At 72.1% G+C, this 26,243-nt stretch carries 26 protein-coding genes, 1 tRNA gene and 2 pseudogenes; 18 read left to right on the top strand and 11 right to left on the bottom strand.

Going from position 1 to position 26,243, the window contains the following annotated elements; genetic code table 11:
* Positions 1–123: 123 nt before the first annotated feature.
* The 6 genes from ABD335_RS28475 to ABD335_RS28450 form a co-directional block, all read right to left on the bottom strand.
* Positions 124–1,404 carry a glycoside hydrolase family 64 protein gene (locus tag ABD335_RS28475; RefSeq protein WP_344328661.1) on the bottom strand — a complete coding sequence of 427 codons (1,281 nt, stop codon included), beginning with the start codon at positions 1,402–1,404 and terminating at the stop codon, positions 124–126.
* Between the two features lie 231 nt (positions 1,405–1,635).
* Entirely contained in the window at positions 1,636–2,496 is an 861-nt protein-coding gene (locus ABD335_RS28470; RefSeq protein ID WP_344328659.1) for a protein kinase domain-containing protein, read from the bottom strand.
* Positions 2,497–2,612: 116 nt separating this feature from the next.
* Complete coding sequence (locus ABD335_RS28465) at positions 2,613–2,882, bottom strand: hypothetical protein (protein WP_344328657.1); 270 nt, start codon at positions 2,880–2,882, stop codon at positions 2,613–2,615.
* 10 nt (positions 2,883–2,892) lie between these two features.
* A complete protein-coding gene (locus ABD335_RS28460) occupies positions 2,893–3,606 on the bottom strand; it encodes a TetR/AcrR family transcriptional regulator (RefSeq protein ID WP_344328655.1) in 714 nt (237 codons plus the stop codon).
* 39 nt (positions 3,607–3,645) lie between these two features.
* Positions 3,646–4,578, bottom strand: coding sequence for an AurF N-oxygenase family protein (locus ABD335_RS28455; protein WP_344328653.1), 933 nt, complete (start codon positions 4,576–4,578; stop codon positions 3,646–3,648).
* A gap of 237 nt (positions 4,579–4,815) precedes the next feature.
* Positions 4,816–5,271 (bottom strand): SH3 domain-containing protein, encoded by a 456-nt coding sequence (locus ABD335_RS28450; RefSeq protein ID WP_344328650.1) that lies wholly within the window; start codon positions 5,269–5,271, stop codon positions 4,816–4,818.
* 410 nt (positions 5,272–5,681) lie between these two features.
* Between ABD335_RS28450 and ABD335_RS28445 the strand changes: the two genes are divergently transcribed.
* Together ABD335_RS28445 and ABD335_RS28440 are read left to right on the top strand one after the other, a co-directional pair.
* Complete coding sequence (locus tag ABD335_RS28445) at positions 5,682–6,593, top strand: helix-turn-helix domain-containing protein (RefSeq protein WP_344328648.1); 912 nt, start codon at positions 5,682–5,684, stop codon at positions 6,591–6,593.
* Positions 6,590–6,796, top strand: a complete 207-nt coding sequence (locus tag ABD335_RS28440; protein ID WP_344328647.1) for a DUF397 domain-containing protein — start codon at positions 6,590–6,592, stop codon at positions 6,794–6,796. Before ABD335_RS28445 ends, ABD335_RS28440 begins: the two co-directional genes overlap by 4 nt.
* Before the next feature lie 464 nt (positions 6,797–7,260).
* Here the strand turns inward: ABD335_RS28440 and ABD335_RS28435 are convergent.
* Positions 7,261–7,980, bottom strand: a pseudogene (locus ABD335_RS28435) (lytic polysaccharide monooxygenase auxiliary activity family 9 protein); the annotation flags it as partial.
* A gap of 308 nt (positions 7,981–8,288) precedes the next feature.
* Positions 8,289–8,819, bottom strand: coding sequence for an NUDIX domain-containing protein (locus ABD335_RS28430; RefSeq protein ID WP_344328644.1), 531 nt, complete (start codon positions 8,817–8,819; stop codon positions 8,289–8,291).
* Positions 8,820–9,082: 263 nt separating this feature from the next.
* Between ABD335_RS28430 and ABD335_RS28425 the strand changes: the two genes are divergently transcribed.
* Complete coding sequence (locus ABD335_RS28425; protein ID WP_344328643.1) at positions 9,083–9,562, top strand: hypothetical protein; 480 nt, start codon at positions 9,083–9,085, stop codon at positions 9,560–9,562.
* A complete protein-coding gene (locus ABD335_RS28420; protein ID WP_344328642.1) occupies positions 9,553–9,837 on the top strand; it encodes a hypothetical protein in 285 nt (94 codons plus the stop codon). Before ABD335_RS28425 ends, ABD335_RS28420 begins: the two co-directional genes overlap by 10 nt.
* Before the next feature lie 559 nt (positions 9,838–10,396).
* Here ABD335_RS28420 and ABD335_RS28415 read toward each other — a convergent pair.
* Positions 10,397–10,576: a hypothetical protein gene (locus ABD335_RS28415; RefSeq protein WP_344328641.1), complete on the bottom strand. Its 180-nt coding sequence runs from the start codon at positions 10,574–10,576 to the stop codon at positions 10,397–10,399.
* A gap of 50 nt (positions 10,577–10,626) precedes the next feature.
* On the opposite strand from ABD335_RS28415, the pseudogene ABD335_RS28410 reads away from it, so the two are divergent.
* Positions 10,627–11,118 (top strand): annotated as a pseudogene (locus ABD335_RS28410) (tyrosine-type recombinase/integrase); the annotation flags it as partial.
* 83 nt (positions 11,119–11,201) lie between these two features.
* On the opposite strand, the gene ABD335_RS28405 reads toward ABD335_RS28410, so the two are convergent.
* On the bottom strand, positions 11,202–11,669 hold the full coding sequence (locus tag ABD335_RS28405) for a hypothetical protein (protein WP_344328640.1): 468 nt from the start codon (positions 11,667–11,669) through the stop codon (positions 11,202–11,204).
* A gap of 242 nt (positions 11,670–11,911) precedes the next feature.
* A tRNA-Arg gene (locus ABD335_RS28400) sits at positions 11,912–11,983 on the bottom strand.
* A 147-nt stretch (positions 11,984–12,130) separates the two neighbouring features.
* Between ABD335_RS28400 and ABD335_RS28395 the strand changes: the two genes are divergently transcribed.
* The 13 genes from ABD335_RS28395 (at position 12,131) to ABD335_RS28335 (ending at position 26,136) form a co-directional block, all read left to right on the top strand.
* Positions 12,131–12,583, top strand: coding sequence for a response regulator (locus ABD335_RS28395; RefSeq protein WP_425583768.1), 453 nt, complete (start codon positions 12,131–12,133; stop codon positions 12,581–12,583).
* Positions 12,584–12,646: 63 nt separating this feature from the next.
* Positions 12,647–13,459, top strand: a complete 813-nt coding sequence (locus ABD335_RS28390) for an arginine--tRNA ligase (RefSeq protein WP_344328639.1) — start codon at positions 12,647–12,649, stop codon at positions 13,457–13,459.
* A 19-nt stretch (positions 13,460–13,478) separates the two neighbouring features.
* A complete protein-coding gene (gene lysA / locus ABD335_RS28385) occupies positions 13,479–14,870 on the top strand; it encodes a diaminopimelate decarboxylase (protein ID WP_344328637.1) in 1,392 nt (463 codons plus the stop codon).
* A 139-nt stretch (positions 14,871–15,009) separates the two neighbouring features.
* Positions 15,010–16,302 (top strand): homoserine dehydrogenase, encoded by a 1,293-nt coding sequence (locus ABD335_RS28380; protein ID WP_344328636.1) that lies wholly within the window; start codon positions 15,010–15,012, stop codon positions 16,300–16,302.
* 47 nt (positions 16,303–16,349) lie between these two features.
* Positions 16,350–17,429, top strand: a complete 1,080-nt coding sequence (gene thrC, locus ABD335_RS28375) for a threonine synthase (RefSeq protein ID WP_344328932.1) — start codon at positions 16,350–16,352, stop codon at positions 17,427–17,429.
* A 300-nt stretch (positions 17,430–17,729) separates the two neighbouring features.
* The gene (thrB, locus tag ABD335_RS28370; RefSeq protein ID WP_344328635.1) at positions 17,730–18,656 is read left to right on the top strand and encodes a homoserine kinase; all 927 of its coding nucleotides are present in this window, start codon (positions 17,730–17,732) and stop codon (positions 18,654–18,656) included.
* Between the two features lie 384 nt (positions 18,657–19,040).
* Positions 19,041–21,050, top strand: a complete 2,010-nt coding sequence (gene rho / locus ABD335_RS28365) for a transcription termination factor Rho (protein ID WP_344328634.1) — start codon at positions 19,041–19,043, stop codon at positions 21,048–21,050.
* 161 nt (positions 21,051–21,211) lie between these two features.
* The gene (locus ABD335_RS28360; protein ID WP_344328633.1) at positions 21,212–22,384 is read left to right on the top strand and encodes an LCP family protein; all 1,173 of its coding nucleotides are present in this window, start codon (positions 21,212–21,214) and stop codon (positions 22,382–22,384) included.
* Between the two features lie 162 nt (positions 22,385–22,546).
* On the top strand, positions 22,547–22,771 hold the full coding sequence (gene rpmE / locus ABD335_RS28355; protein WP_344328631.1) for a 50S ribosomal protein L31: 225 nt from the start codon (positions 22,547–22,549) through the stop codon (positions 22,769–22,771).
* 98 nt (positions 22,772–22,869) lie between these two features.
* A complete protein-coding gene (gene prfA / locus ABD335_RS28350; RefSeq protein ID WP_344328629.1) occupies positions 22,870–23,943 on the top strand; it encodes a peptide chain release factor 1 in 1,074 nt (357 codons plus the stop codon).
* Between the two features lie 70 nt (positions 23,944–24,013).
* Complete coding sequence (gene prmC, locus ABD335_RS28345) at positions 24,014–24,859, top strand: peptide chain release factor N(5)-glutamine methyltransferase (RefSeq protein ID WP_344328627.1); 846 nt, start codon at positions 24,014–24,016, stop codon at positions 24,857–24,859.
* A complete protein-coding gene (locus tag ABD335_RS28340) occupies positions 24,860–25,507 on the top strand; it encodes an L-threonylcarbamoyladenylate synthase (RefSeq protein ID WP_344328626.1) in 648 nt (215 codons plus the stop codon).
* On the top strand, positions 25,504–26,136 hold the full coding sequence (locus ABD335_RS28335; RefSeq protein ID WP_344328624.1) for an arsenate reductase/protein-tyrosine-phosphatase family protein: 633 nt from the start codon (positions 25,504–25,506) through the stop codon (positions 26,134–26,136). The genes ABD335_RS28340 and ABD335_RS28335 overlap by 4 nt, the downstream gene beginning before the upstream one ends.
* The last annotated feature ends 107 nt before the right edge of the window (positions 26,137–26,243 follow it).

Raw genomic sequence — 26,243 nt, 5'->3', positions numbered from 1 at the left:
TCGGGGGTACTCGGCGATCGTGGCACGCGGGGCCGCCGGCGGCCTCCCGGCCGGTGCGCCGGTTGCGGCGATCGCGGCAACCGGCACGCCGACCGGGTGACCCGGCTCCTCCGTGCGGCCCCGTCAGGAGGGCCGCTTGAGCGTGACGGTCAGCGCCCAGTCGGAGGGCCGCTCGGTGTACATCACCGCGCCCGCCAGGTCGCTCTCCTGGGTGGGGGTGACGTCGTCGTAGGGGAAGGCGTACCCGCGGCCGTCGGCCACCAGCTCGTGGACCAGGCGCGCGTACTCGTGCCGGGGGCCGTGGACGTAGAAGTCCCGGGAGGTGGCGTCGGGCTGGGAGGGGTTGCTCACCAGCGTGGTCCGGCAGAACGCGGCGCCCAGCACCGCGGCGATGCGGCCCTGCTGGGTGGCGTTGATCCCGTGGAGGGTGCCGTCGCAGCCGAAGATGTCGGCCTCGGCGCTGGAGCCGGCCGTGCCGGGCTTGCGGAAGGAGTCGGGGGAGCCGTCGGTGATGCCCTGGAAGACCAGCCGGTCGCCCTGGGTCCGGCCGACCACCGTCTTCCCCGGCCAGACGTCGCCGAGGGAGATCCGCAGGTCCGTCCCGCCGTCGGCGCGGTACTTGTGCCACACCTCGTCGACGTAGGCGCGGTAGTGCCCGGCGAACACGTCCGTGCCCAGGCCCGGCAGCTTGGCGGGGCTGGAGACCCGCACCAGCCGGCCGCCGTCGTACAGCGCGCACTTGCCCCAGTCGCCGCCCGCCTGCTTCAGCCGCTCGGCCAGCAGGGCGGTGCCGCCCGCGGGCATGCCGCCGACGCGCTGCACCGCTCCGCTGCCCGGGGTGAGGGTGAGGGCGATCGGGAGGGCGACGCCGTCCACGCAGGTGATGTTCCCCCAGATCCCGCTCGGGTTGTAGGTGAACTCGCAGTAGTCCCAGATCGTGCGGTACGACGGGTCGGAGGGGTTGGCGGCCGACGGCTGGACGAGGGCGCCCGCGGCGCCTCCCGCGTTGGGGTTGGCGAAGAAGGCCACGCTCTCGCCGAGCGAGAAGTACACCCGGGCGCCGGTGAGGTGGGTGTTGAGCCGGATGTCCTGGCCGAGCGGCAGCCGGTGCGAGGCGAGGAAGCCGCTCAGGTCGTGCATCCGCTCGGACGGGTTGGGGATCGGGTCCAGGCGGCCCGTGGAGGGGTTGAGGAAGCCCTGCCCGCCGCCGGGGTGGTCGGCGTGGAGGTAGGCGAACACGGTGGACTGGCCGGTGTCGTTGACCAGGCGCAGGGTCGGGACCGTGTCGGCCGTGGGGGAGGCGGGGACGTCGGAGGCGAAGCCGGTGGAGGTGGCGGCGTAGCCGATGACGGGGGCGGTGAGGGCTGCGGCGGACAGGCCGATGAACCTTCTGCGGGACACCACGGTGGGGATCTCCTGTGGGGGGCGTGGTTATTGGCGTGCGCACGACAAATCGAGTCGTGCATCCGATCACCGGCCGAAGGGGGGAGGCGGGGGACCGGATGTCGTCACTGTGCTCAGAGGGCGCGCAAAGGTCAAGACTTTTCGCAGAGAGCGCTCTCATTTAAGGTTCGCTTACAACTCCTGAAAGACTCCGGTGAGTTGGGGCCCTCCGGCGGTCGCCGGCCGGAGAGGTCACCGACCGAAGAGACGCCACCCCAACAGCTCGCGGGCCTCGGCCGCCCGGACCCCGACCGTGTGCAGCCAGACCTCCGGCAGCCACTCCCCGGCCGGCCGCGACGCCGTCCCCTCCGGGTCCAGACAGGCCGCGAGCGCGCCCGGCGCCGGACGGTGGCACGGGTCCTTGTGGAGGCAGGCGAGCAGCGGCGGGTGCAGCGCGGTCGGCACCCCCGTCAGATCCGGCCCCTCCCGCCCGGAGGGCAGCACGCCGCCCGCGAAGGGGTGGTGGCCGCTCGCGGCGAGGGCCAGCAGGACGCCGAGGTCGAAGACGTCGTCGGCCCCCTGCCCGCGGTCCTCGGCCAAGGGGTCCAGGGTGAGCGCGCAGTCCACGAGCCGGGGTCGGTCGTCGGTCACCAGCACGGAGGACGGCCGCAGGCAGCCGTGGACGACCCCGGCGGCGTGGAGGGCGGCCAGGGCGCGGGCCAGCGCCGCGCCGAGCGCCCGGACGACGTCCTCGGGCGGTGGCCCGTACCGGTCCAGCAGGTGGGCCAGGGAGGGGCCGGGCACGAACTCCGAGGCGATCCACGGTTGTTCGCTGTCCAGCTCCCAGTCCAACGGCCGTGCCGGGTGCGGGTCGTCCACCCGGGTGCGGATCGTCTCCAGGTCGTGCCGCAGCCGGGCCCGCACCTGCCGGTCGCGCAGCAGCTCGGGACGGAGGGCCCGTACGGCGGCGGCCCGTTTGCGACCACCGCGCCGCGCGGCGCCCCGGCCGAGGTGGACCGGACCCGACGTGCCACGGCCGATCACCCCGTACAGCCGGTAGGGGCCGAGCCGCCGGGGTGCGTCGGTGCCGAGTGGGGCCATCCCTGGGGTCACGGGCGGCAGACTAGGGCCGTGTGGGGGAACGGGGGCCTCACCTGCGCCATTCCTGCCGAATCTCTTCGCAAACGCGCCCCACGCCCACGGCGCGGTGGCCCGTGGCACCCCGTGGCTCAGGCGCCCCTTCCCCGCCACGGCCACATCGGACCGCTCCGCGGCCTGCCCTCCGGAAGGTGGACGTACCGCCAGCCGCGCGGCAGGGCCAGCCGGCCGCTCCCGGCCACCGCCTCCAGTCGGTAGACGTGCACCACCGGCTCGCCCCCGTCCGGATCGGGCACGGGGATCTCGTAGTACTTCGGCGGCCGTCCCGTGGGCCCCACCAGCACGGGCAGCACCCGCCCGTCCATCGGGCCGCCGACGAACACCGTCTCCTCGCTTCTCACCGCACCAGTCTCACAGCAGGTGCAGGGCGTCGCCGACCACCGGGGCGGCGCGTCGCGCCAGCCGCCCCACCGGGCCGTCCGGGCGCTCCAGCGCCAGCGCGTTCCGGGTGACCTCCGCCGTCTGCGGGTCGCCGGCGGCGGTGGCGGCGAGCAGGGCGAGGAAGTGGTCCACCAGCCAGTCGCGCAGCTCCTCCAGCGGCGTCCGCTTGCTCTCGTCCAGCCAGATCAGCGAGGCGGCCTCGACCGCCGCGATCCAGGTGCGCACCATCATCCGCAGGCGCGGGCCGGGCTCCCGCGCCCCCAGGTGCAGCAGGATCTGCTCGGCCGCGGCCCGCCGCACCCCGTCCACGATCGCGTTCGTCCGGGACGTCTCGGCGACGCTGCCGCCCTGGAGCAACGCGGCGAACCCCGCGTCGTGCCCGTCGACGAAGGCCAGGTAGCGGTCCAGCGCCCGCGACAGCCTGCGGCTGAGCGGCCCCGTCTGCGGCTCGGCGAAGCACTGCCGCAGCTCGTCGGCCGCGCTGCCCAGCGCCGCCTCGTACAACTGCTGTTTGCCGCCGGGGAAGTAGCGGTAGACCAGCGGACGCGAGACGCCCGCGGCGGTGGCGACGTCGTCGAGGGAGACGTCCTCGGGCGCGTTGTGCGCGAAGAGGACGAGGGCCGTGGTGATGAGCTGGCCGCGCCGCTCCTCCACGCTGAGCCTGCGGTACGCCGGGGCGGTCATACCGGCAGCGTACCGCCGCCGCCCCGGCGCACTCCCCGGTCATCGGGCCAGCAGGCCCGAACTCACCCAGAGCCTGCGGCCCACCCCGCGCAGCACCCCGATCTCGTCCAGGAAGTCCGTCAGCCGCTTGGCCGCCGTCTGCATCACCTCGCGGCGGTGCGGACTGGCCTTCACCTGGGCGAGCGCCTCGCGGCGGTCGAGCCCGACGTCGGTGTAGACCTGCGGATTGACGAAGGAGACGGACATCACCCGGGCGGACTCGCCGGAGCTGACGCGGGTCAGCTCCGCCTCCCAGCGCGGGCAGCTCACCATCTGACGGCGCAGCTCCTCGCGCGCGTAGCGCACGTGGCGGGCCTCCTCCACGACGTGGATGCGGGTGATGCCGCGCACCAGCGGCTGGACCCGCTCGTCGGGGAAGGTCAGCCGCTGCATCCAGTCCAGGATCTCCTCGCCCAGCAGCGTCGCGGTGAACGAACCGGGCGTGGTGGAGACCGTCTTGAGGACCCGCGCGAGGTTGTGGTGCAGCCGCGTGACCGGGTACGGCCGCACCCCCGTCTTCGCGATGAAGCGGGTGAACATCTTGGAGTGGCGGCACTCGTCCTCGATCTCGGTGAGGGCGTAGCGCACGTGGAGGCTGTCCATGGGCTTGTCGTAGATGTGCCGCACCAGCAGTTGGATCAGGATGACCTCGAACCAGACGCCGATCGAGGCGAGGGAGGCGGCCTCGCGGCGGGCCAGGTCCATCCGCTGCTCCTCCGACATCCGCCGCCACAGCGGTGTGCCGTACAGGGAGACCAACTCCGGAGGCCAGAACCACTTGCCCTCCTCGAAGGGCGCGTCCCAGTCCAGTTCCTTGTCGGGGTCGAAGGAGTGCCTGGCCGACGAGTCGAGCAGGCGCCTGGCCACCTGTTCGCGGTCCTTGAGCAGTCCGAGGGCGTCCCGGAGCCCTCCGGCATCGGTCGCGGTCGTCATCGCACGGCCACCTCACTGTCGGGGGTTACTGGCAGTCACATCACGCTCGCCCTTTATGAGACTGCGCGTCAGCAAGGCCGTCAATCCCTCGCGCGGGCCTTTCGATCGGGTGGCGAGGACATGCGAAACCGCCCGGTGTCCGCCCCGCGGGGAGGCGGACACCGGGCGCCCGGAACGGCGGACGCCCCGCCCCCGGTGCCGGGTGCGGCACCGGGGGCGGGGCGTTCAGGACAGGCGTCAGCGGTGGTGGCAGAAGTGCGGAGCCGGTCCGATGTTGGTGACGTAGCGGGCGGAGACCCAGCCGTCGTGACGGTGGTGGTCCCGGTCGAGCTTGTACCACAGGTTGTTGCCGCGGACGTTCTCACCGCGGACCTTGCACTCGATGTGGACGATCCGGCCGTACGGCAGCGTGGCGATGATCCGGGAACGGGTGTTCGGGTGGGCGCGGACGTTCAGACCGTTCCGGGCGATGACGCGGCCCAGGTAGTGGCGACGGTCGTCCGCCGTCCGCGAGGCCTCGTCGGTGGGCTGCGGCGCGCGCTCCGCGGGGCTCGCGGGAGCCTCGACGCTCGGCCGGCCGAGGTCGGCTACGGGGGCGGGCGGCTCGGCGAGGGCGGGCCCCGCGGCGGTGGTGAGCGCGATGGCGCCACCGGCCGCAGCCAGGGCGAGCTTGCTGAGCTTCGACTTGAACATGCGGAGAAACCTCCTGGGAGGGGAGGGCCCGGCACGGGGCCGGGCCCGGGGAAGGGACACATGGACTACGTCACGGCCCGTGGCGGGCCGATCACTACCACGCGCAATTCACGTTAAATCGGTACATATGCGCACGCAATTCATCACGGAGTGTCACCGAATCGGTCAAACTCCAGCTCAGCGCCTGTGCGCCGTCCCGAACCCCCTCGCCGTCCCGCTGCTCCACACAGGTGGACGTGCCGACCATCCGCCCAGGTCAGAGCCCTGACACGCCTCCCCGGTCCACAGAACGCGCGGATCGGCCCCCGCCCTGACACGTCCCTCGCACGCCCGTACAACCACCCCTCTGTACGAGGAACGGCGGTAACCGGACGGGCGGGCCTCCCGGTTGGAGGGGTGGGGGTGATCACATGACCGATCCCACATCACCGCAGGACACCGAAGGCACCGACCCGCGTCCCGAACCACGTCCCGACCCGCGTTCCGAACCGGCGGACCGCGCGGACGAGACGGTGGACCTCTTCCGCGCCATCGGCAAACAGATCAAGATCCTCCGGGAACGCGCCGGACTCACCCAGAAGGAACTGGGCGACCGCGTGGGCTACGGCCTGGACCAGATCTCGTCGGTGGAACGGGCCCGCAGGACACCGCAGCCGGAACTGCTGGACGCGGCCGACGACCTCCTGAACGCGGGCGGCCTGCTCAAGGCCGTGAAGGAGGACGTGATCCGCGCCAAGGCACGGGCGCGGGTCCGGCATCCGGAGTGGTTCCGGGACTACGCCCGCCTGGAAGCCGACGCGGTCCAGGTCGACTTCTTCAGCACCCTGACCGTGCCGGGTCTGTTGCAGACGGAGGACTACGCGCGCGTCGTCTTCTCCGCCTATCAGCCACTCCTGTCGGAAGAGACGATCGAACAGCGGGTGACCGCACGGCTGGCGCGTCAGGAGATCCTCACGTGTTGGCCGGCTCCGGTGGTTACCGCCGTCATCGAGGAGTCGGTGTTGCGAAGGCGCCTTGGCGGTACCGAAGTTCTGCGGGGACAGCTCGGGCATCTTCTGTCCCTCGGCAGGCTGCGCAGCACCACCATCCAGGTACTGCCCATGGAGAGCGAGGAACACGGCGGTCTCGAAGGCCCGTTCATCCTCCTGACGCCGAAGGGCAGGCAGCAGGTCGGTTACGTGGAGGTGCAGGGGGTCAGTCGGCTGATTACAGAGCCGGATCAGGTCCGTATCCTGGCGGCACGCTACGGAAGCATCAGGGGACAGGCCCTCACCCCGCGTGAGTCCCTGGCCCTGATCGAGAAGCTGCTGGGGGAGCTATGAACGCCGAACAGCCGATACCGGACAGCGCGGAACTCGTCTGGCACAAGAGCAGCCACAGCGGGGGCGACGGCGGGGAGTGCGTCGAGGTCGCCGTCACCGTCCCGACCGTCCACGTCCGTGACTCCAAGAACGTGCGAGGGCCGCGCCTGTCCTTCGGCGTCTCGCAGTGGGCGGCGTTCGTGGACTTCACGGCCGGCCGCTGACCACCAGCGAGGGGCGTGCCGCCGACGGCCTTCGGCGGCACACCCCTTGACGCTCGGTCGAGAACCTTCGCGATGGCGAGGGCGATGCGCTCGATCCGGTCGATCGCGTTGTTCACGTCCGCGTCGGTGATGGACCGTCGGCGCTCCGGATCGCTCACAGCCCGGCCTCTGCCTCCGCCGCCTCCCGAGTGCGCCGGATCTCCGCGGTCGCCTCCGTGGGGTCCTGTTCGCCGGCGTCCACGATCCTCTCCAGCTCGCGCAGGCGGGCCGAGCGCTCGGGATGCTCCGGTGCGGACGATCGGGTCCTTCGTGCGGTACCGGCCGGATCGTGTGGCGGGGACGACCGTGGTGCGGGCGGCGCGGAAAGCGGGGCCCGGCCGACGTGACGGGACCCCGCCGGGTCGTACCCGGCGGGGTCCCTCGCGCGTCACGTCATCCTCGGGGCACGGCGCCCCTCGTCACCACGTGACCTGGCCGTTGCCGCCGTCGAAGACGACGTCGGAGCAGGAGTAGAAGTTCTCCTGGCTGTCGGAGCGGATCCAGTGGATGTAGATGATGTGCTGGCCGGAACGCTGCGGAAGCTGGACGTTCCAGTAGTAGTGACCGGTCTCGGAGCCGACCGCGCCCGACTGCGGCGGGTTGGTCACGCTGTTGATCTTCTCCAGGTCACCCCAGGCCAGCGCCTTGGTCGGGGACCAGCCCTGCTTGGTGATGTACACGTCGAAGCGGCCCGGGTGGTGCGCCCAGTTGCTGTGCTTGATCTGGATGTTCGAGCCGGAGGTGAGGTGCGTCTTCGGCCAGTCGGTGCGGGCCGCGTTGTACGCGGAGAACTGGAACGGGCCGCGGTCGCCGCCGCTGCACAGCTTGCCGTCGGGGATGTAGCCCGTGGTGCGGCCGCCGCCGTTGGAGTCGAGCACGGCGAACCAGTTGTACAGCCCGGTGGTGCCGTTCTGCCGGACCGCGGCGGCGCAGGCCGGGTTGGACGGCATCTGGTGCCCGCTCTTGACCAGGTCCTGGTAGCAGAACCAGGTGCGCGAGCCCGGGAACAGGGTGGCGCCGTGGGCCGACGCGGGGGTGGTGGTCGCGACCGCCGTGACGAGGGCGAACAGTGCCGCGCCCAGGGCGCCCAGGGTGCGCGGTAAGCGGATCGGGGACTTCCTCCGCTCCGTGTTCCGTATGGCCATGTGGGGGGTCTCCTTCGGAGTGCGTGTGACCGGCGGCAACGACCCGCTGACGTCTGGCGGGTCGGTCGCAACCCGCCGCCGGGATGTGCAGCCATGCCTGGTGGGGGACGCTCCCGACGGTTGCGCGCAGTCCTGATGGGAGCGCTCCCATGTATCCAACGTAGCGTCAACCGGAGGATTCGTAAACGCTTCTGACAACTTTTCCCTACAGGTGGCCCGCCGCTGCGCGGAACCGTCCGCGAAACGGCGCGGCAACACGGCGCGGCCCCCTCGCCCCGAGCGATGAGCCTCGAGCGATGAGCCCCGCGCTACGAACCGAGCGGGGCGCCCTCCCGGGAGAAGTACTCCCGCATGGCCTCGGTGTGCGTCGGGAAGACCAGCTCGACCGCCTCCTCCAGCACGAGCCACTCCGTCGCCTCGGCCGTGGGCGCCGACGGCGGCAGGCCCTCCGCGTTCCGGGCGGGCAGCAGGCCGAAGACGAGGACGGTGCGGGGGGTGGTCCGGACGTCGAAGAGACGGACGTCGTCCGCGGCGGCCTCCAGCCCCGTCTCCTCCCACAGCTCCCGCACGGCGGCCTGCTCCCAGGTCTCGCCCGTCTCCACGTACCCGCCGGGCAGGGCCAGCTCGCCGCGACCGGGCTCTATGTCCCGCCGCACCACCACCAGCCCCCGCCCGCCGGCGTCCGTGACGACCGGCTGCAACGCGACCGCGACGGGGAGAGGGTTCGCCCAGAGCGTCTCGTCACACCCGGGGCAGTCCCTGGGCCACACGGCGTCGCCGGGGTAGGCGGTCCCGCAGAACGGGCAGTGGGTGATGCGGCGGCCTGGGGTGTATCCCATGTGCGGACGTCCCTTCTCGTGTGCCCGGCGGACCCGGGGTCGGCGTCTCCGGCTCCAGAACGATCCTGCCACTCGGCGTCGGGGCGAGGCGCCCGTGGTCCACGGGGCCGATCGCCCCGGATCGCCGTTCCGCCCGGACCGACCGGAGGGCTTCGTCCCGCGGCCCCGGGAGCGAGCCGGGACCGCGACGCCACCGCCGCACGCGACACGTCGCGCGGGGACGACCGCTTGTCCGGCCGGAGGGCCGGGGCGACGATGGGCCGGTGACGATCTTCCGCTGCGTGAAGTGCCGGACAGAGGTGACGCGCCCGGTCCGTGAGGTGCCGCTTCCGGACCCCGCCGACGCCCGCGCCCCGTACGAGATGGAGGACGGGCAGGAGTGCCCGCCGCGCATGGCACCCGGCACGTTCGCGGTGGACCCCCGGCCCGCCGGGCCGCCGTGGACGGAGGCGTCGGACCGGAACGGGGACAGGGTCCTGGTGCCGGGCGGCCCGCGGAACAGCGTCGTGCTGTGCCCCGCCGACGTCAGGGACCTGCGGCCGATCCACGGCAAGGGGCGGCGCAACGGCTGCTGCGGCCCGGACGGCCAGGACGGCCCCAACCTCGCCTGCGCCGGCTGCGACGCGGAGATCGCCACCGAGTACGGCGACTGCTGGACCTGGCAGCAGGTGGTCCTCGTCCCCACCGCCGTCGAGCGGTGCGAGACCCCGCCCGTCCGCTCGGAGGAGGAGCCGTGGACCTGATCGCGGTCCTCGGCGAGGCCGTGGCCGTCCTCAAGGCACCCCTGGGCCGGGAGGACGTCGCGCAGGGGTGGACCGACGAACTGCGCCGGGAGATCCAGGAGGAGATCTCGGTCGCCCGCTCGGCGCTGCGACGGCACGGACCGGAGACGGTCCGGTACCTGCGTCCCCGCCTGGACGAGTGGATGGCGCGCGAGGGCGTACGGCCGGGACGCCTCCACGACGTGGTGACACGGACGCAGCGGCTGCTCACGGAGGCTCGCGCCACGGCCCGCTGACCCGCCGGCGGGCCCCGACGGGTGCCCGACATCCGGCCGTCCCCGGCGTGGAGCAGCCCGCGGTGATCGGCGGCCGGACCGCCGCGTACCGGATGAACGCGCAGGACCGCACCGAGGACGCGCGCCGGGACGAGCCGGCCGCCAAGAGCACGACCGGCCGGACTCCGTCCCCCCCTTCGGCTTCGACCTCATGAACCGACCGGCCGGGCTGTCCCGTCCTCGCCGACCTGCGCGAGTCGTGAAAGCCGTCCCGAAAGGCAGTGCTGCCCACGGCAGTTGACTGCGCACGACGACGGCGGCATGGCAGAGCCGGCAGCTGGAGGGATTGAGCATGGGAGACGTTGACGTACGTGTCGTGATTCACCGGTACGCGTACCACACCGACCCGGACTGTCCGGCGCTGAACGGCAAGCCGGAGCCATACGGGGGACGGGAAACGATGGCAGAGGAAAAAGCAGAAGAGCAGGGCCTCAAAGCCTGCAAGCAGTGCGAGAGGTAACAGCGATTGCCGTTCCGCAGGGGCCGCGGCATCTCAAGCTGCGACCCCTGCACACAGGCTCTACGAGACCGCGAGCCCGCCGGCTGCCTCCCACAGCCGGTGGTCCGCTGCCTGCTCGCAGAAGTCGCGGACGACGGCCGCAGAGCCGAGTCCTGCCGGATGTCGCCGGAACTCGGCGAGGTAGCCGGCGCAGCGAGCGGACTTGAGCTGTTCGCCGAGGTCGAGGGCGTCCAAGGCCACCCGGCACGCCTCCTCCGGATCGTCGGCCCGTAGGTGGGCGTCGGCGAGCACGGGGGCGGGGCCGGACCGAGCCGGTGGAGACGCGGCCGACGGCCGGTAAGGCGCACGACCGGCGGGGGCGGAAGCAGCGCGCGGAGGGAGAAGTCCGGCTGGTGCCGATCCCGCCACCGCTGGTACGGATGCTCCGGGAGCACCTGGAGGAGTCCGGCACGGCCGAGGACGGCCGGCTGTTCGCCAACGAGCGGGGCAACGCTGTGGCGGCCTCGTCGTACTCCCGAGTGTGGAAGCGGGCGCGGGAGCCGGCGCTCCTGCCGGAACAGGTCTCCTCGGTTCTGGCGGCCCGGCCGTACGACCTGCGGCACGCGGGCGTCTCGCGGTGGCTCGACTCGGGCGTGCCCGCTCCGGAGGTCGCCGCGCGTGCGGGCCACTCGGTGGACGTACTGCTCAAGATCTACGCCAAGTGCGTCGACGGCCAGGAACAGGAAACGAACGACCGGATCGTGAGGGGTCTGGGCGAGGAGGACGACGAGTGGGGAGGGTGAGACGGTCCGCTGAACGATCGATGAGGAGCCCCGGAGAGATCCGGGGCTCTCGGCGTTCCATGGCTGACAGCCCTGGGCCGGCGTCATCGGACATCGGAAGATGCCATCGATATGAAGCTTTCCAACGCTTGCCGTGCCTGCTCCCCAAGGGTGCTCAGCTCGGTTTTGGTGGAGGCTCGATGGACGTCGGAGGTCAGTTTGTATGCGTGCTGTGCTGCGTCGACCAGCGCTTGGCTGCTTGCTATGAGCTGGACTCGGAACAGGGCGTGCAACGCGACACCGCGGAGGCGGTAGGCCTCTACCCGAGCATCAAAGCAGGCGGTGCTGTCGGGGTCCTCGTTCTTGCGATGCCACCGGTCGTGCTGCCCCCGCCGGAACTCGGTCACTGCCCCGGCGAAGTCGCTGTACACGGCCATGCGCTCCGAGCGGAGTTGTTGCTGGGCGGTGAAGTCTTGGGAGCGCTTGGTTGCCGTGCGCTGGAACAAGTGGGTCACCACAGCGCCCAGCAGCGTTCCCAGTACCGCTATGAGGGTCGAGAGAACACCGGTCATCAGGGCAGGACACCACAAGATCAACCATGCTCTGGGCTTGGTGACACCGTGGCTCGGCAGGGCATGGGCAGTTGGGGACCTACGGGGGCGCTGACCTGCAGGAAGACAGTCAAGATCATTACGCCGTCATTACGTGGTCACTGTCACGGAGCTGCCTCCGGCGGCGTCCGCCTGCACACGTACGAAGACCCCGCTTCCAGCGTCTGGGCTGGTGGCGGGGTCTGTCGGCACCTTCTGCGAGGTGCCCCCGGCAGGATTCGAACCTGCGCACACGGCTCCGGAGGCCGTTGCTCTATCCCCTGAGCTACGGGGGCGTGTCGGTGGCGATCCGCTGATCGCGTCGACGGGTAGAACACTACCAGCTTCCGAGGGGTGGGTCGGAACAGGGTTTCCCTTCGGCGGGCGGGCGGAAAGGGGGAAAAGCCGGACGCAGGGGGAGGGGCGGGCCTACTCTCTGAGGTGTGCCTGGCGTGTCCGGCCGGGTCCTTGTGGTGGACGACAACAAGGTCATCCGGCAGCTGATCAGGGTCAACCTCGAACTCGAAGGCTTCGAGGTCATGACCGCGGCCGACGGTGCCGAGTGCCTGGAGATCGTGGAGCGGGTGCGGCCCGACGCGATCACGCTCGACGTCGTCATGCCCCGGCTCGACGGGCTGCGGACCGCCGAGCGGCTGCGCGCCGACGAGCGGACGCGGAACATCCCCTTGGCGATCATCAGCGCGTGCACACGGGCGGAGCTGGAGGGCGAGCGGGCGCGCGCGGCGGAGGTCGACGCGTTTCTGGCCAAACCGTTCGAGCCGGTGGAGCTGGTGCGGATGGTGCGGGAGTTGGTCTTCGGGAGGGACGGGACGGGTGGGCCGTGTGGGGCGGAGTCCGCCGTACGGCCGTCGGTCCGGGCGCACCGGCCGGTGTGAGGTGCGTGTCATCCTTCGGAATGCGTTCGCGTGTCCCCGCCCCTCCTCCCATACCCTTGTCCCGTGACTCCCGCCCAGCTCTCGCGCACCGTGCTGCGCACCGTGCGCCGTGTCGCCGGGGACGGCGCGCTGGGCGAGCTGTCCCCGGACGCGCTGGACGCGCTGGCGGAGCGGATCACCGTGGGCAGACCGCCCCGGCCGGGCTGCGGGGACTACGCCACCAACGCCGCCCTCCGGCTCGCCGCCGCCACCGGCCGGCCCGCCCGGCAGGTGGCCGAGGTCCTGCGGGAGAGGCTGGCGCGTGAGGAGGGCATAGCCGAGGTGGCGATCGCCGGGCCCGGCTTCCTCAACGTCACCGTGCCCGGAACGGCACGGGCCGAGCTGGTGCGGGTCCTGGCGGAGGGGGACGGACGGTTCCCCGTGACGGCGTCCACCGACCCCGCGCGCGACACCGGGCGCTGGGCCGCCGCCACCGGCACGCGACCCTCGCTGGAGCAGCGGGAGAGCAACCCTCTCTTCCTGGTCCAGTACGCCCACGCCCGCGTCCGGGCGCTGCTGCGCGGCGCGCGCGACCTCGGCTTCGGTCCCGAGGCCGGGGCGGGCGGGCACGCGTACGACGACCCGCGGGAGCTGGCGCTCCTCGGGCTGCTCGCCGAGCACGAGCGGATCGCCGCCTCCGGCGCCCCCGACCGGCTCGCCCGTCACCTGGAGGCGGTCGCCGACGCCTTCCTCGACGTCCACGGGTCCGTCCTGCCCGTCGGGGAGCGGAAACCCCAGGCCGCCCACCGCGCCCGGCTCGCCCTCGCCCAGGCCGCCGGGACGGTGCTGGCCGGCGGCCTGACCCGGCTGGGCGTCACCGCACCCGCACATCTCTGATGGAGATCACGAAGCGACCATGAGCCGTTCCGCACACCCCGCCGGGCCCCGTCACGCCGACGTGCTCCCCGAGGGGCACTACAGCCCGCCGCCCGCCGACCTCAACGCCCTCGACCCGCGCGTGTGGTCCCGTACCGTCGCCAGGGACGCCCAGGGCGTCGTCACCGTCGGCGGGATCGACGTCAAGACGCTCGCCGAGGAGTTCGGCACCCCCGCCTACGTCCTGGACGAGGACGACTTCCGGGCCCGCTGCCGGGCCTGGCGCGAGGCCTTCGGCGACGCCGCCGACGTGTTCTACGCCGGCAAGGCGTTCCTGTGCCGCGCCGTGGTGCGCTGGCTGACGGAGGAGGGCCTCAACCTCGACGTCTGCTCCGGCGGCGAGCTGGCCACCGCCCTGGCGGGCGGGATGCCGGCCGAGCGCATCGCGCTGCACGGCAACAACAAGTCCACCGCCGAGATCGAGCGGGCCGTCGAGGCCGGGGTCGGCCGGATCGTGCTCGACTCCTTCCAGGAGATCGTCCGCGTGGCGCACATTGCCGAGCGGCTCGGCAGGCGGCAGCGCGTGCAGATCCGGGTGACGGTGGGCGTCGAGGCGCACACCCACGAGTTCATCGCCACCGCCCACGAGGACCAGAAGTTCGGGATCGCGCTCGCCGACGGCCAGGCGGCCGAGGCCGTGCGGCGGGTGCTGAAGCTGGACAGCCTGGAACTGGTCGGCATCCACTCCCACATCGGCTCGCAGATCTTCGACATGGCCGGCTTCGAGGTCGCCGCGCGCCGCGTGGTGCAGCTGCTGACCGACGTCCGCGACGAGCACGGCGTCGAGCTGCCCGAGATCGACCTCGGCGGCGGCCTCGGCATCGCCTACACCTCCGACGACGACCCGCGCGAGCCCCACGAGATCGCCAAGGCGCTGCACGACATCGTCGCCCACGAGTGCGCGGCCGCCGGGCTGGCGGTGCCGCGGCTGTCGGTGGAGCCGGGCCGGGCCATCGCCGGTCCGACCACCTTCACCCTCTACGAGGTCGGCACCGTCAAGGAGCTGTCGGGCCTGCGGACGTACGTCAGCGTGGACGGCGGCATGTCCGACAACATCCGCACCGCGCTGTACGACGCCGAGTACTCCGTCGCGCTGGTCTCCCGCGCCTCCGACGCCCCGCCGATGCTCTCGCGCGTGGTCGGCAAGCACTGCGAGAGCGGCGACATCGTGGTGCGGGACGCCTTCCTCCCCGCCGACCTGGCCCCCGGCGACCTGCTCGCCGTCCCGGCCACCGGCGCGTACTGCCGCTCCATGGCGAGCAACTACAACCACGCCCTGCGGCCGCCGGTGGTGGCGGTCTCGGGCGGCAAGGCCCGGGTGATCGTCCGGCGTGAGACGGAGGACGACCTGTTCCTCCTGGACGTCGGGTGATTCCCGCGGTCCCGGACACCGCGAGGAACGGGACCATCTCAAAAACAGAAGTCGACGTCTCGCATGCTGGATGAGGCGGGGAAACCGCCGAGCCGTACGTGAGACTTGATGTACCGGACCGTGAAGATAGCGAGGACTGATGATGCGTACGCGTCCGCTGAAGGTGGCGCTGCTGGGCTGTGGGGTCGTCGGCTCAGAGGTGGCACGCATCATGACGACGCAGTCGAAGGACCTCGCCGCCCGGATCGGCGCCCCGGTCGAACTGGCCGGGGTCGCCGTCCGGCGCGCCGGACGCGTCCGGGAGGGCATAGCCCCCGAACTGATCACCACCGACGCCGCCGCCCTGGTCGCCCGTGAGGACATCGACGTGGTCGTCGAGGTCATCGGCGGCATCGAACCGGCCCGCACCCTGATCACCACCGCCTTCGAGCACGGCGCCAGCGTCGTCACGGCCAACAAGGCGCTGCTCGCCGAGGACGGCTCGACCCTCCACGAGGCCGCCGAGAAACACGGCGTCGACCTCTACTACGAGGCCGCGGTCGCCGCCGCGATCCCGCTGGTGCGCCCGCTGCGCGAGTCCCTGGCGGGCGACACGGTCAACCGGGTCCTGGGCATCGTCAACGGCACCACCAACTTCATCCTCGACCGGATGGACTCCACCGGCGCCGGTTACGCCGAGGCGCTGGACGAGGCCACCGCCCTCGGGTACGCCGAGGCCGACCCGACCGCCGACGTCGAGGGCTTCGACGCCGCCGCCAAGGCCGCGATCCTCGCCGGCATCGCCTTCCACACCCGCGTCCGCCTGGACGACGTGCACCGCGAGGGCATCACCGAGGTCACCGCCGCCGACATCGCCTCCGCACGGCGCATGGGCTGCACGGTCAAGCTGCTGGCCATCTGCGAGCGCGCCGCCGACGGGCGGTCCGTCACCGCCCGCGTCCACCCGGCGATGATCCCGCTCACGCACCCGCTCGCCTCCGTCCGCGAGGCGTACAACGCGGTCTTCGTCGAGGCCGAGGCCGCCGGCCGGCTGATGTTCTACGGTCCCGGCGCGGGAGGCTCGCCCACCGCCTCCGCGGTCCTGGGCGATCTGGTCGCCGCCTGCCGCAACAAGCTCAGCGGCTCCCGAGGGCCGGGAGAGTCCGCCTACGCCCAGCTCCCCGTGAGCCCGATGGGCGAGGTGGTCACCCGCTACCACATCAGTCTGGACGTCGCGGACAAACCGGGTGTCCTCGCCCAGTGCGCCACCGTCTTCGCCGAGCACGGGGTCTCCATCGACACCGTGCGCCAGCAGGGCAAGGACGGCGAGGCGTCCCTGGTCGTCGTCACCCACCGGGCGCCGGACGCCGCCTTGTCGGCGACCGTGGAGGCGCTGCGCAACCTGGACACCGTGCGCGGCGTCGCGAGCATCATGCGGGTCGAAGGGGAATGAGAGAGATGACCGCCACCACCGCCAGCCCTGGCAACACCGCTTCTCGAATGTCCGGCACCCACCAGTGGCGGGGCATCATCGAGGAGTACCGCGACCGGCTCCCGGTCACCGACGACACTCCCGTGGTGACCCTGCGCGAGGGCGGCACGCCGCTGGTGCCCGCGCAGGTGCTCTCCGAGCGCACCGGCTGCGAGGTCCACCTCAAGGTCGAGGGCGCCAACCCCACCGGCTCCTTCAAGGACCGCGGGATGACGATGGCCATCAGCCGGGCGAAGCAGGAGGGCGCGCAGGCGGTCATCTGCGCCTCCACCGGCAACACCTCCGCCTCGGCCGCCGCCTACGCGGTGCGGGCCGGGATGGTGTGCGCCGTCCTGGTGCCGCAGGGCAAGATCGCGCTGGGCAAGATGGGCCAGGCGCTGGTGCACGGGGCCCGCATCCTCCAGGTCGACGGCAACTTCGACGACTGCCTCGCCCTGGCGCGCGGTCTGGCCGACAACTACCCGGTGGCGCTGGTCAATTCGGTCAACCCGGTGCGGATCGAGGGCCAGAAGACCGCGGCCTTCGAGATCGTCGACATGCTCGGCGACGCGCCCGACATCCACGTCCTGCCGGTCGGCAACGCCGGGAACATCACCGCCTACTGGAAGGGTTACAAGGAGTACGCCGACGCGTCCGTCGGCGACGGCGCCCACGCGTCCCGCACGCCGCGGATGTGGGGCTTCCAGGCGTCCGGCTCCGCGCCCATCGTCCGGGGCGAGCCGGTCAAGGACCCGCGCACCATCGCCACCGCCATCCGCATCGGCAACCCGGCCTCCTGGCAGCTCGCGGAGGCGGCGCGCGACGAGTCCGGCGGCTTCATCGACGAGGTGACGGACCGCCAGATCCTGGCCGCCTACCGGCTGTTGGCCGCGCAGGAGGGCGTCTTCGTCGAGCCCGCCTCCGCCGCCTCCGTCGCCGGCCTGCTCAAGGCCGCCGAGCAGGGGAAGGTCGACCCGGGCCAGAAGATCGTCTGCACCGTCACGGGCAACGGCCTCAAGGATCCGGACTGGGCCGTGCAGGGCGCCCCGCAGCCGGTCGTCGTCCCGGTCGACGCGGTCGCGGCGGCCGAGCGCCTGGGACTGGCGTGAAAGGCGCGAAGCACGTGATGCAAGGGGCGGACGCGGCACCCGTGAGGTGACCGCTCCCGCCCCGGGGGGCGCACACCCGCGCGCGACACGCATCGTGCGCCTCCCGTACGCCCTGTGTCGCCGACGAACGGTCCTTGGCTAGGCTGGGAGTACGTCCCGATCTGGCGTACGGCATGTGCCAGAGGTCAGTGGACCGGTCCGGCTCTCGGCCGCGGTTCCCACAAGACGTCACGTCGTGTGCCTCCGACCCGCATCAGACACGTCCGATCAGCACAGTCACACAAGGAGAGTCATCGAGCGATGGCCGGTCCCGCGTTCCGCGCCGCCGCCGTCCGGGTGCGCACCCCCGCCACCAGCGCCAACCTCGGCCCGGGCTTCGACGCCCTCGGCCTGGCCCTGGGTCTGTACGACGACGTCGTGGTCCGCGTCGCCGACTCCGGACTGCACATCGACATCGCCGGGGAGGGCGCCGACACCCTGCCCCGCGACGAGAGCCACCTGCTCGTGCGCTCCATGCGCACGACCTTCGACCTGCTGGGCGGCCAGCCCCGGGGCCTGGAGGTCGTCTGCGCCAACCGCATCCCGCACGGCCGCGGTCTGGGCTCCTCCTCGGCCGCCATCTGCGCGGGCATCATCGCCGCCCGCGCGGTGACCACCGGCGGAGCCGAGAAGCTCGACGACGCCGCCATGCTGGAGCTGGCCACGGAGATCGAGGGCCACCCCGACAACGTGGCGGCCTGCCTGCTCGGCGGTTTCACCCTCGCCTGGACGGACGGCGGCGCGGCCCGGGCGATCCGGATGGAGCCCAACCCCGCCGTCGTTCCGGTGGTCTTCGTCCCCGACCGCCCGGTGCTCACCGAGACGGCCCGCGGGCTGCTGCCCCGCACCGTCCCGCACGTGGACGCCGCCGCGAACGCCGGGCGGGCGGCCCTGCTCGTCGAGGCGCTCACCCGCCGCCCCGAGCTGCTGCTCCCCGCCACCGAGGACCGGCTCCACCAGGAGTACCGCGCCCCGGCGATGGAGGAGAGCGTGGAACTGGTCCACCGACTGCGGACCGACGGAGTGCCCGCGGTCATCTCCGGCGCGGGCCCCACGGTCCTCGCGCTGGTCGAGGACGGCGCGGCCGACAAGGTCGCGCAGCTGGCGGGCGACGGATGGGCGGCCAACCGGCTGTCCCTCGACACCGCCGGCGCCGGCGTGCTGCCGCTCGCCGGCACGGGCCAGTGACACGAATGCCGGCCTTGGAGAGGGGGAATGTTTGTTGGGTCCGGTAGTGTTAACCTCAAGTCTGCACTCGCAGCCTCCAGGGACTGCCCGAAGGTGGCGCGGTGCTCTCCGTGATCCCATGGGTACAGTCCCATACGGGAACACCCCCTTCTTCCGGGAGCCTCCTGAACTGCCTGAGCAGCCTGCCGAGCAGTACCGAGCTCGCTCCGGAACGGCGTGATCGACGCACGTCATCCCCTCACGCCACCTCATGTATCGATTCCTCCGCCGTACATCCAGGCGGAAACCACCGCCCCGGCCCGGTCGGAACAAGGACCGCAGCCGGACAGCACAACCGGTCGCCGAGCCAGACAGGCCGACGCCCGCTCCAGGGAAGGACCCTTCGTGAGCGATACCACCGATCTGATGGGCGTGGACACCGCCGAAACCACCGCGCCCGCCACGGACGCTCCTGCCGCGCCCGCCTCCGGTACCGCCCCCAGGCGTCGCCGCTCCGGCACGGGCCTCGAGGGCATGGTTCTCGCCGAGCTGCAGCAGATCGCCTCCGGTCTCGGCATCAGGGGCACGGCGCGGATGCGCAAGAGCCAGCTCATCGAGACCATCCGGGCCAAGCAGGCCGAGAACGCCGGCAACGCCGGAGGTTCCGGGAGCGCGAGCGTCGAGGCCCAGGCCGCCTCCGCCACCGAGAGCAAGCCGAGGCGCCGTGCGACCTCCAAGGCGCGTACGGGCGAGAGCCCGGAGAGCGCCGGCGAGGCCGCGCAGCAGCAGATCGACATCCCCGGCCAGCCGGGTGGCGACGAGCAGCCCGCCGGCGAGCGCCGCCGTCGCGCCAAGAGCGACGGCCGCCCCGCCGAGGCCCCGGCCGCCGCGGACGGCGGCGAGGACAGGCCCGCCGAGCAGCGCGGCGACGGCGGCAAGAGCACCGACGTCAAGCAGGACGCCAAGCAGGACGTCAAGCAGGACAAGGACAACAAGCAGCAGGACAAGCAGGACAAGGGCGATCGCCAGGGCCAGGCCAAGGGCCGCCAGCGCGACCGCCGCAACAAGAGCAACGACGGCGCGGGCGAGGGCCGGCAGGGCCAGCAGCAGGACGGCGGCAACCGCCAGAACCGCGACGGACGCGACGGACGCGATGGCCGCGATGGCCGCGACGACGACTTCGAGGGCGGACGCCGCGGACGCCGGGGCCGCTACCGGGACCGCCGCGGTCGCCGAGGCCGCGACGAGTACGCCGAGCCGCAGGTCTCCGAGGACGACGTCCTGATCCCGGTCGCCGGCATCCTCGACATCCTCGACAACTACGCGTTCGTCCGCACCTCCGGCTACCTGCCGGGACCGAACGACGTGTACGTCTCCCTCGCCCAGGTCCGCAAGAACGGCCTGCGCAAGGGCGACCACATCACCGGTGCGGTGCGTCAGCCGCGCGAGGGCGAGCGGCGCGAGAAGTTCAACGCGCTGGTCCGTCTGGACTCGGTCAACGGCATGTCGCCCGAGAGTGGCAGGAACCGTCCCGAGTTCGGCAAGCTCACCCCGCTGTACCCGCAGGAGCGGCTGCGGCTGGAGACCGAGCCGGGCCACCTCACCTCGCGGATCATCGACCTGGTCTCGCCCATCGGCAAGGGCCAGCGCGGTCTGATCGTGGCCCCGCCGAAGACCGGCAAGACCATGGTCCTGCAGTCGATCGCCAACTCCATCACCCGCAACAACCCCGAGTGCCACCTGATGGTCGTGCTCGTGGACGAGCGGCCGGAGGAGGTCACCGACATGCAGCGGTCGGTCAAGGGCGAGGTCATCTCCTCGACCTTCGACCGTCCCGCCGACGACCACACCACCGTCGCCGAGCTGGCCATCGAGCGGGCCAAGCGACTGGTGGAGCTCGGTCACGACGTGGTGGTGCTGCTGGACTCGATCACCCGTCTGGGGCGCGCGTACAACCTCGCCGCCCCGGCCTCCGGACGCATCCTGTCCGGTGGTGTCGACTCCACCGCGCTCTACCCGCCGAAGAAGTTCTTCGGCGCCGCGCGGAACATCGAGGACGGCGGCTCCCTGACGATCCTGGCCACCGCGCTGGTCGAGACCGGCTCGCGGATGGACGAGGTGATCTTCGAGGAGTTCAAGGGCACCGGCAACATGGAGCTCAAGCTCGACCGGAAGCTCGCCGACAAGCGCATCTTCCCGGCCGTGGACGTGGACGCCTCCGGCACCCGCAAGGAGGAGATCCTGATGGGCGCCGAGGAGCTGGGCATCGTCTGGAAGCTCCGGCGCGTCCTGCACGCGCTGGACCAGCAGCAGGCCATCGAGCTGCTCCTGGACAAGATGAAGCAGACGAAGTCCAACGCCGAGTTCCTGCTCCAGATCCAGAAGACGACGCCGGCGCCGGGCAACGGCGACTGAGCGGAGTCCGACGGTCCCGGACCGGGACCGCACACGGCGAGGGCCGCCCCACCGCACGGTGGGGCGCCCCTCGCCGTGTGCGACGGAGGGTGTACCACGCGGAGACCCCGAGTGATCTCCGCCGGCGCGGGTACGCCGTCGCACGTGGAGAGGGAGCGTGGATGGCGGACGAGGACACCACTGGGCACACCACCGGGGACACCCCAGGGAAGGCGCCGGGGGCGGCGGACGGGTCCCCCCGCCCGCGGCGGCGCACGGTGCTGCACACCGCCGTCCGGGGGACGGTCGGCGCCCTCGTGCTGGCCGGGATCGGGCTCGGAGCCGTCTATCTGAAGGTCGACGGCAACATCGCGGGCATCGACATCGACTCCATCCTGGGCCCCGACCGTCCCGCCGACGTCCCCAACGGCTCGCTGGACATCCTCCTGCTCGGCTCCGACAGCCGCTCCGGCGACAACGGCCGCTACGGCCGCGACGACGGCACCGCCCGCTCCGACACCGCGATGATCGTGCACGTCGACAAGGCGCACGAGCGGATGAGCGTCGTCTCCATCCCCCGGGACACCCTGATCGAGCGGCCCGAGTGCGACAAGCCCGGCGGCGGCACGGCGCCCCGCGCGCGGCGGGCGATGTTCAACAGCGCGTACGAGGTCGGCGGCCCCGCCTGCGCGGTGAAGACGGTCGAGTCGATGACCGGCATCCGCATGGACCACTACGTCGAGATCGACTTCACCGGCTTCAAGAAGGTGGTCGACGCGCTCGGCGGCGTGCGGGTCACCACCACCGAGCGGATCGAGGACGAGGACAGCGGGCTGCGCCTCGGCCCCGGGAGGCACACCCTGAACGGCGAGCAGGCCCTCGCCCTGGTCCGCACCCGCAAGGGCGTCGGCAACGGCAGCGACCTGGGCCGCATCCGGCTCCAGCACGCGTTCCTGCGGGCCTTCGTCGACCGGGTCGGGAGCGTCGGGGTGCTCTCCGACCCCAAGAGGCTCTACGACCTCGTCGACACCGCCACCTCCGCCCTGACCACCGACTCCGCCCTCTCCTCGGCCTCCGACCTGGCGGCCCTGGCCAGGGCCGTGGGGGACATCGACTCGCGGAACATCCACCTGGTCACCCTGCCGGTGCGGTACTCCTCCGCCGACCCCAATCGGGTGGTGCCGATCGGACGGCAGACCGAGCGGATCTGGGCGGCGCTCAAGGCGGACAGGCCGATCCCCGCGTCCGTGACGGAGGGGTCGGCGGCCGAGGAGACGGACGAGGAGACGGACGGGAAAACGGAGAGGGGCCGCGAGGGCGGGAGGGTCCGCCCGGGCGGGGCCGCCGCGGAATAACGGGCACCGCCCCCTGGTTTGGGGAGGCGCGGCCAGTAGTGGCAGACTGGTGCGTCGGTCCCGGTTCACGTACAGGCAGTGACCTTCAGCGATCCTCACCGCCCGCCATCGGGCGGGGGGAGCCGGTGCGACCCGGAACCCTCCCGCAACCTAGGAGAAACCTTGAAGCGCGACATCCACCCGGAGTACGTGGAGACCCAGGTCAGCTGCACCTGCGGCAACTCCTTCACCACCCGCAGCACCGTCGCCAACGGCACCATCCGTGCCGACGTGTGCTCCGAGTGCCACCCGTTCTACACGGGCAAGCAGAAGATCCTCGACACCGGTGGCCGCGTGGCCCGCTTCGAGGCCCGCTTCGGCAAGAACGCCGGGTCGAGGAAGAAGTAGCGACCCCCAACGCCGGTCCTCGGCCGCCTCTCCGGGCGGCCGGACCGGCGTTTTGCCGTCCAGGCAGGACCTTTCCCCACACATAGAGGACTTCAACGATGTTCGAGGCGGTCGAGGAACTGATCGGCGAGCACGCCGACCTCGAGAAGCAGCTCGCCGATCCCGCCGTCCACGCCGACCAGGCCCGCGCCCGCAGGCTCAACAAGCGCTACGCCGAGCTGACCCCCATCGTGGGCACCTACCAGGCCTGGAAGAGCACCGGCGACGACATCGCCACGGCCCGCGAGCTGGCCGCCGACGACCCGGACTTCGCGGCCGAGGTCAAGGAGCTGGAGGCCCGGCGCGAGGAGCTGACCGAGAAGCTGCGGCTGCTGCTCGTCCCGCGCGACCCCAGCGACGACAAGGACGTCATCCTGGAGATCAAGGCCGGCGAGGGCGGCGAGGAGTCCGCGCTGTTCGCCGGCGACCTGCTGCGGATGTACCTGCGCTACGCCGAGCGGCAGAACTGGAAGACCGAGATCATCGAGGCCAACGAGTCCGACCTCGGCGGCTACAAGGACGTCCAGGTCGCGGTGAAGAGCAAGGGCGGCGCCGTGGAGCCCGGCCAGGGCGTGTGGGCGCGGCTGAAGTACGAGGGCGGCGTCCACCGCGTCCAGCGGGTGCCCGCCACCGAGTCCCAGGGCCGCATCCACACCTCCGCCGCCGGCGTCCTCGTCCTGCCCGAGGCCGAGGAGGTGGACGTCGAGATCAACCCGAACGACCTGCGGATCGACGTCTACCGCTCCTCCGGGCCCGGCGGGCAGTCCGTGAACACCACCGACTCCGCGGTCCGCATCACCCACGTGCCCACCGGCATCGTGGTCTCCTGCCAGAACGAGAAGAGCCAGCTCCAGAACAAGGAGCAGGCGATGCGCATCCTGCGCGCCCGACTGCTCGCGGCGGCCCAGGAGGAGGCCGAGCGGGAGGCGTCGGACGCGCGCCGCAGCCAGGTGCGTACCGTGGACAGGTCGGAGCGCATCCGCACCTACAACTACCCGGAGAACCGCATCTCGGACCACCGGGTGGGCTTCAAGGCGTACAACTTGGACCAGGTGCTGGACGGCGATCTGGACGCGGTCATCCAGGCGTGCGTGGACGCCGACGCCGCGGCCAAGCTCGCCGCCGCGCAGTGACCGAACCGCTCGGCGGCCGTACGGCAGGCCGGCGACACAGCTCGTACGGGACGGGTGGAGGACGAGGAACGTGAACGTACTGCTCGCCGAGGTGGCCCAGGCCACCCAGCGGCTCGCCGACGCCGGAGTGCCCTCCCCGCGCTTCGACGCGGAGGAGCTGGCGGCGTACGTGCACGGCGTCAAGCGGGGGGAGCTGCACCGGGTCCCCGACGCCGACTTCGACGCCCGCTACTGGGAGGTCGTCGCCCGCCGCGAGGCCCGCGAGCCGCTCCAGCACATCACCGGCCGCGCCTTCTTCCGCTACCTGGAACTCCAGGTGGGCCCCGGCGTGTTCGTGCCCCGCCCCGAGACCGAGTCCGTCGTCGGCTGGGCGATAGACGCCGTGCGCGCCATGGACGTCGCCGAACCGCTGATCGTCGACCTGTGCACCGGCTCCGGTGCCATCGCCCTGGCGATGGCCCAGGAGGTGCCGCGCTCGCGCGTGCACGCCGTCGAGCTGGACGAGGGGGCCCTGGTGTGGGCCCGCAAGAACGTCGAGGGCAGCCGGGTCGTCCTCCACCACGGCGACGCGCTGACCGCCCTGCCCGAGCTGAACGGCCAGGTCGACCTCGTCATCTCCAACCCCCCCTACATCCCGCTCACCGAGTGGGAGTACGTCGCCCCCGAGGCCCGCGACCACGATCCGCAGATGGCCCTGTTCTCCGGCGAGGACGGGCTGGACGTCATCCGCGGCATCGAGCGCACCGCGCACCGGCTGCTGCGCCCCGGCGGCCTCGTGGTCGTCGAGCACGCCGACACCCAGGGCGGCCAGGTGCCCTGGATCTTCACCGAGGACCGCGGCTGGGCGGACGCCGCGGACCACCCCGACCTCAACAACCGGCCCCGTTTTGCCACAGCTCGCAGGGAGGTGCCGTAAATGGCACGGCGTTACGACTGCTCCGACGCGACCGACCGCACCACCGGTCTGCGCGAGGCCGCCTCGGCGGTCCGCCGAGGCGAACTCGTCGTGCTGCCCACGGACACGGTCTACGGCATCGGCGCCGACGCCTTCAGCCCGGAGGCCGTCGGCGACCTGCTGGAGGCCAAGGGACGCGGGCGAGGCATGCCCTCGCCCGTCCTGATCGGTTCCCCGAACACCCTGCACGGCCTGGTCACCGACTTCTCCGAGCAGGCGTGGGAGCTGGTGGACGCCTTCTGGCCCGGCGCGCTCACCCTGGTCGCCCGGCACCAGCCCTCGCTGACCTGGGACCTGGGCGAGACGCACGGGACGGTCGCGGTCCGGATGCCGCTGCACCCGGTGGCGATCGAGCTGCTGACCGACGTCGGCCCGATGGCGGTCTCCTCGGCCAACCTCACCGGCCACCCGGCCCCGCAGGACTGCGACGCCGCCCAGGAGATGCTGGGCGACTCCGTCGCCGTCTACCTCGACGGCGGCCCCACCCCGGCCTCGGTGCCCTCCTCGATCGTCGACGTCACCGGCTCGGTCCCCCGGCTGCTGCGCGCGGGCGCCATCGACGCGGAGGAGCTGCGCAAGGTCGTACCAAACCTCGAGGTAGCCAGTTGACGCCGCCCGAAGGGCGTGGCATACCGGTCTTCCGCATCCTCCACGTCTCCACCGGCAACGTCTGCCGCTCCCCGATCACCGAGCGGCTGACCCGGCACGCTCTGGTGGACCGGCTCGGCGACGAGCGGGCCGGCGGGCTGGTCGTGGAGAGCGCGGGGACGTGGGGGCACGAGGGCGCGCCCATGGAGGAGCACGCGGCGGCGGTGCTGCACGAGTACGGGGCCGATCCGTCCGGCTTCACCGGCCGCGAGCTGCTGGACGAGCACGTCATACGCGCCGATCTGGTCCTGACCGCGACCCGCGACCACCGGGCGCAGGTGATCTCCATGGGGCACTCCGCGGGGCTGCGCACCTTCACGCTCAAGGAGTTCACCCGGCTGGTGCGGGCCATCGACCCGGCCACCCTGCCCGAGCCCGACGGGGACGGCGGCGTGGTGGAGCGGGCCCGCGCGCTGGTGCGGGCCGCCGCGGCGCTGCGCGGCTGGCTGCTGGCGCCCAGCGCGGAGGCGGACGAGGTGTACGACCCCTACGGCGCCCCCCTGTCCTACTTCCGCAGTGTCGGGGAGGAGATCCACACGGCCCTGGACCCGGTGGTCACGGCCCTGACGGGCGTTCCCGCGCGCGCGTAGTGCCGATGCCGAGGGCGGGAAGACGGGTCGGTGGGAGGCGGTGCGCAACCGTCGACGGCAGGCCGTTGTCTAAGGTGTGGTGTCTCAGGGTGAGCCTGGGAAGCCTG

Source organism: Streptomyces macrosporus, from assembly GCF_039533145.1.
GTDB lineage: Bacteria > Actinomycetota > Actinomycetes > Streptomycetales > Streptomycetaceae > Streptomyces > Streptomyces macrosporus.
The sequence above is the reverse complement of the archived record's forward strand: the minus strand, read 5'-3'. Positions and strand labels throughout refer to the sequence as shown.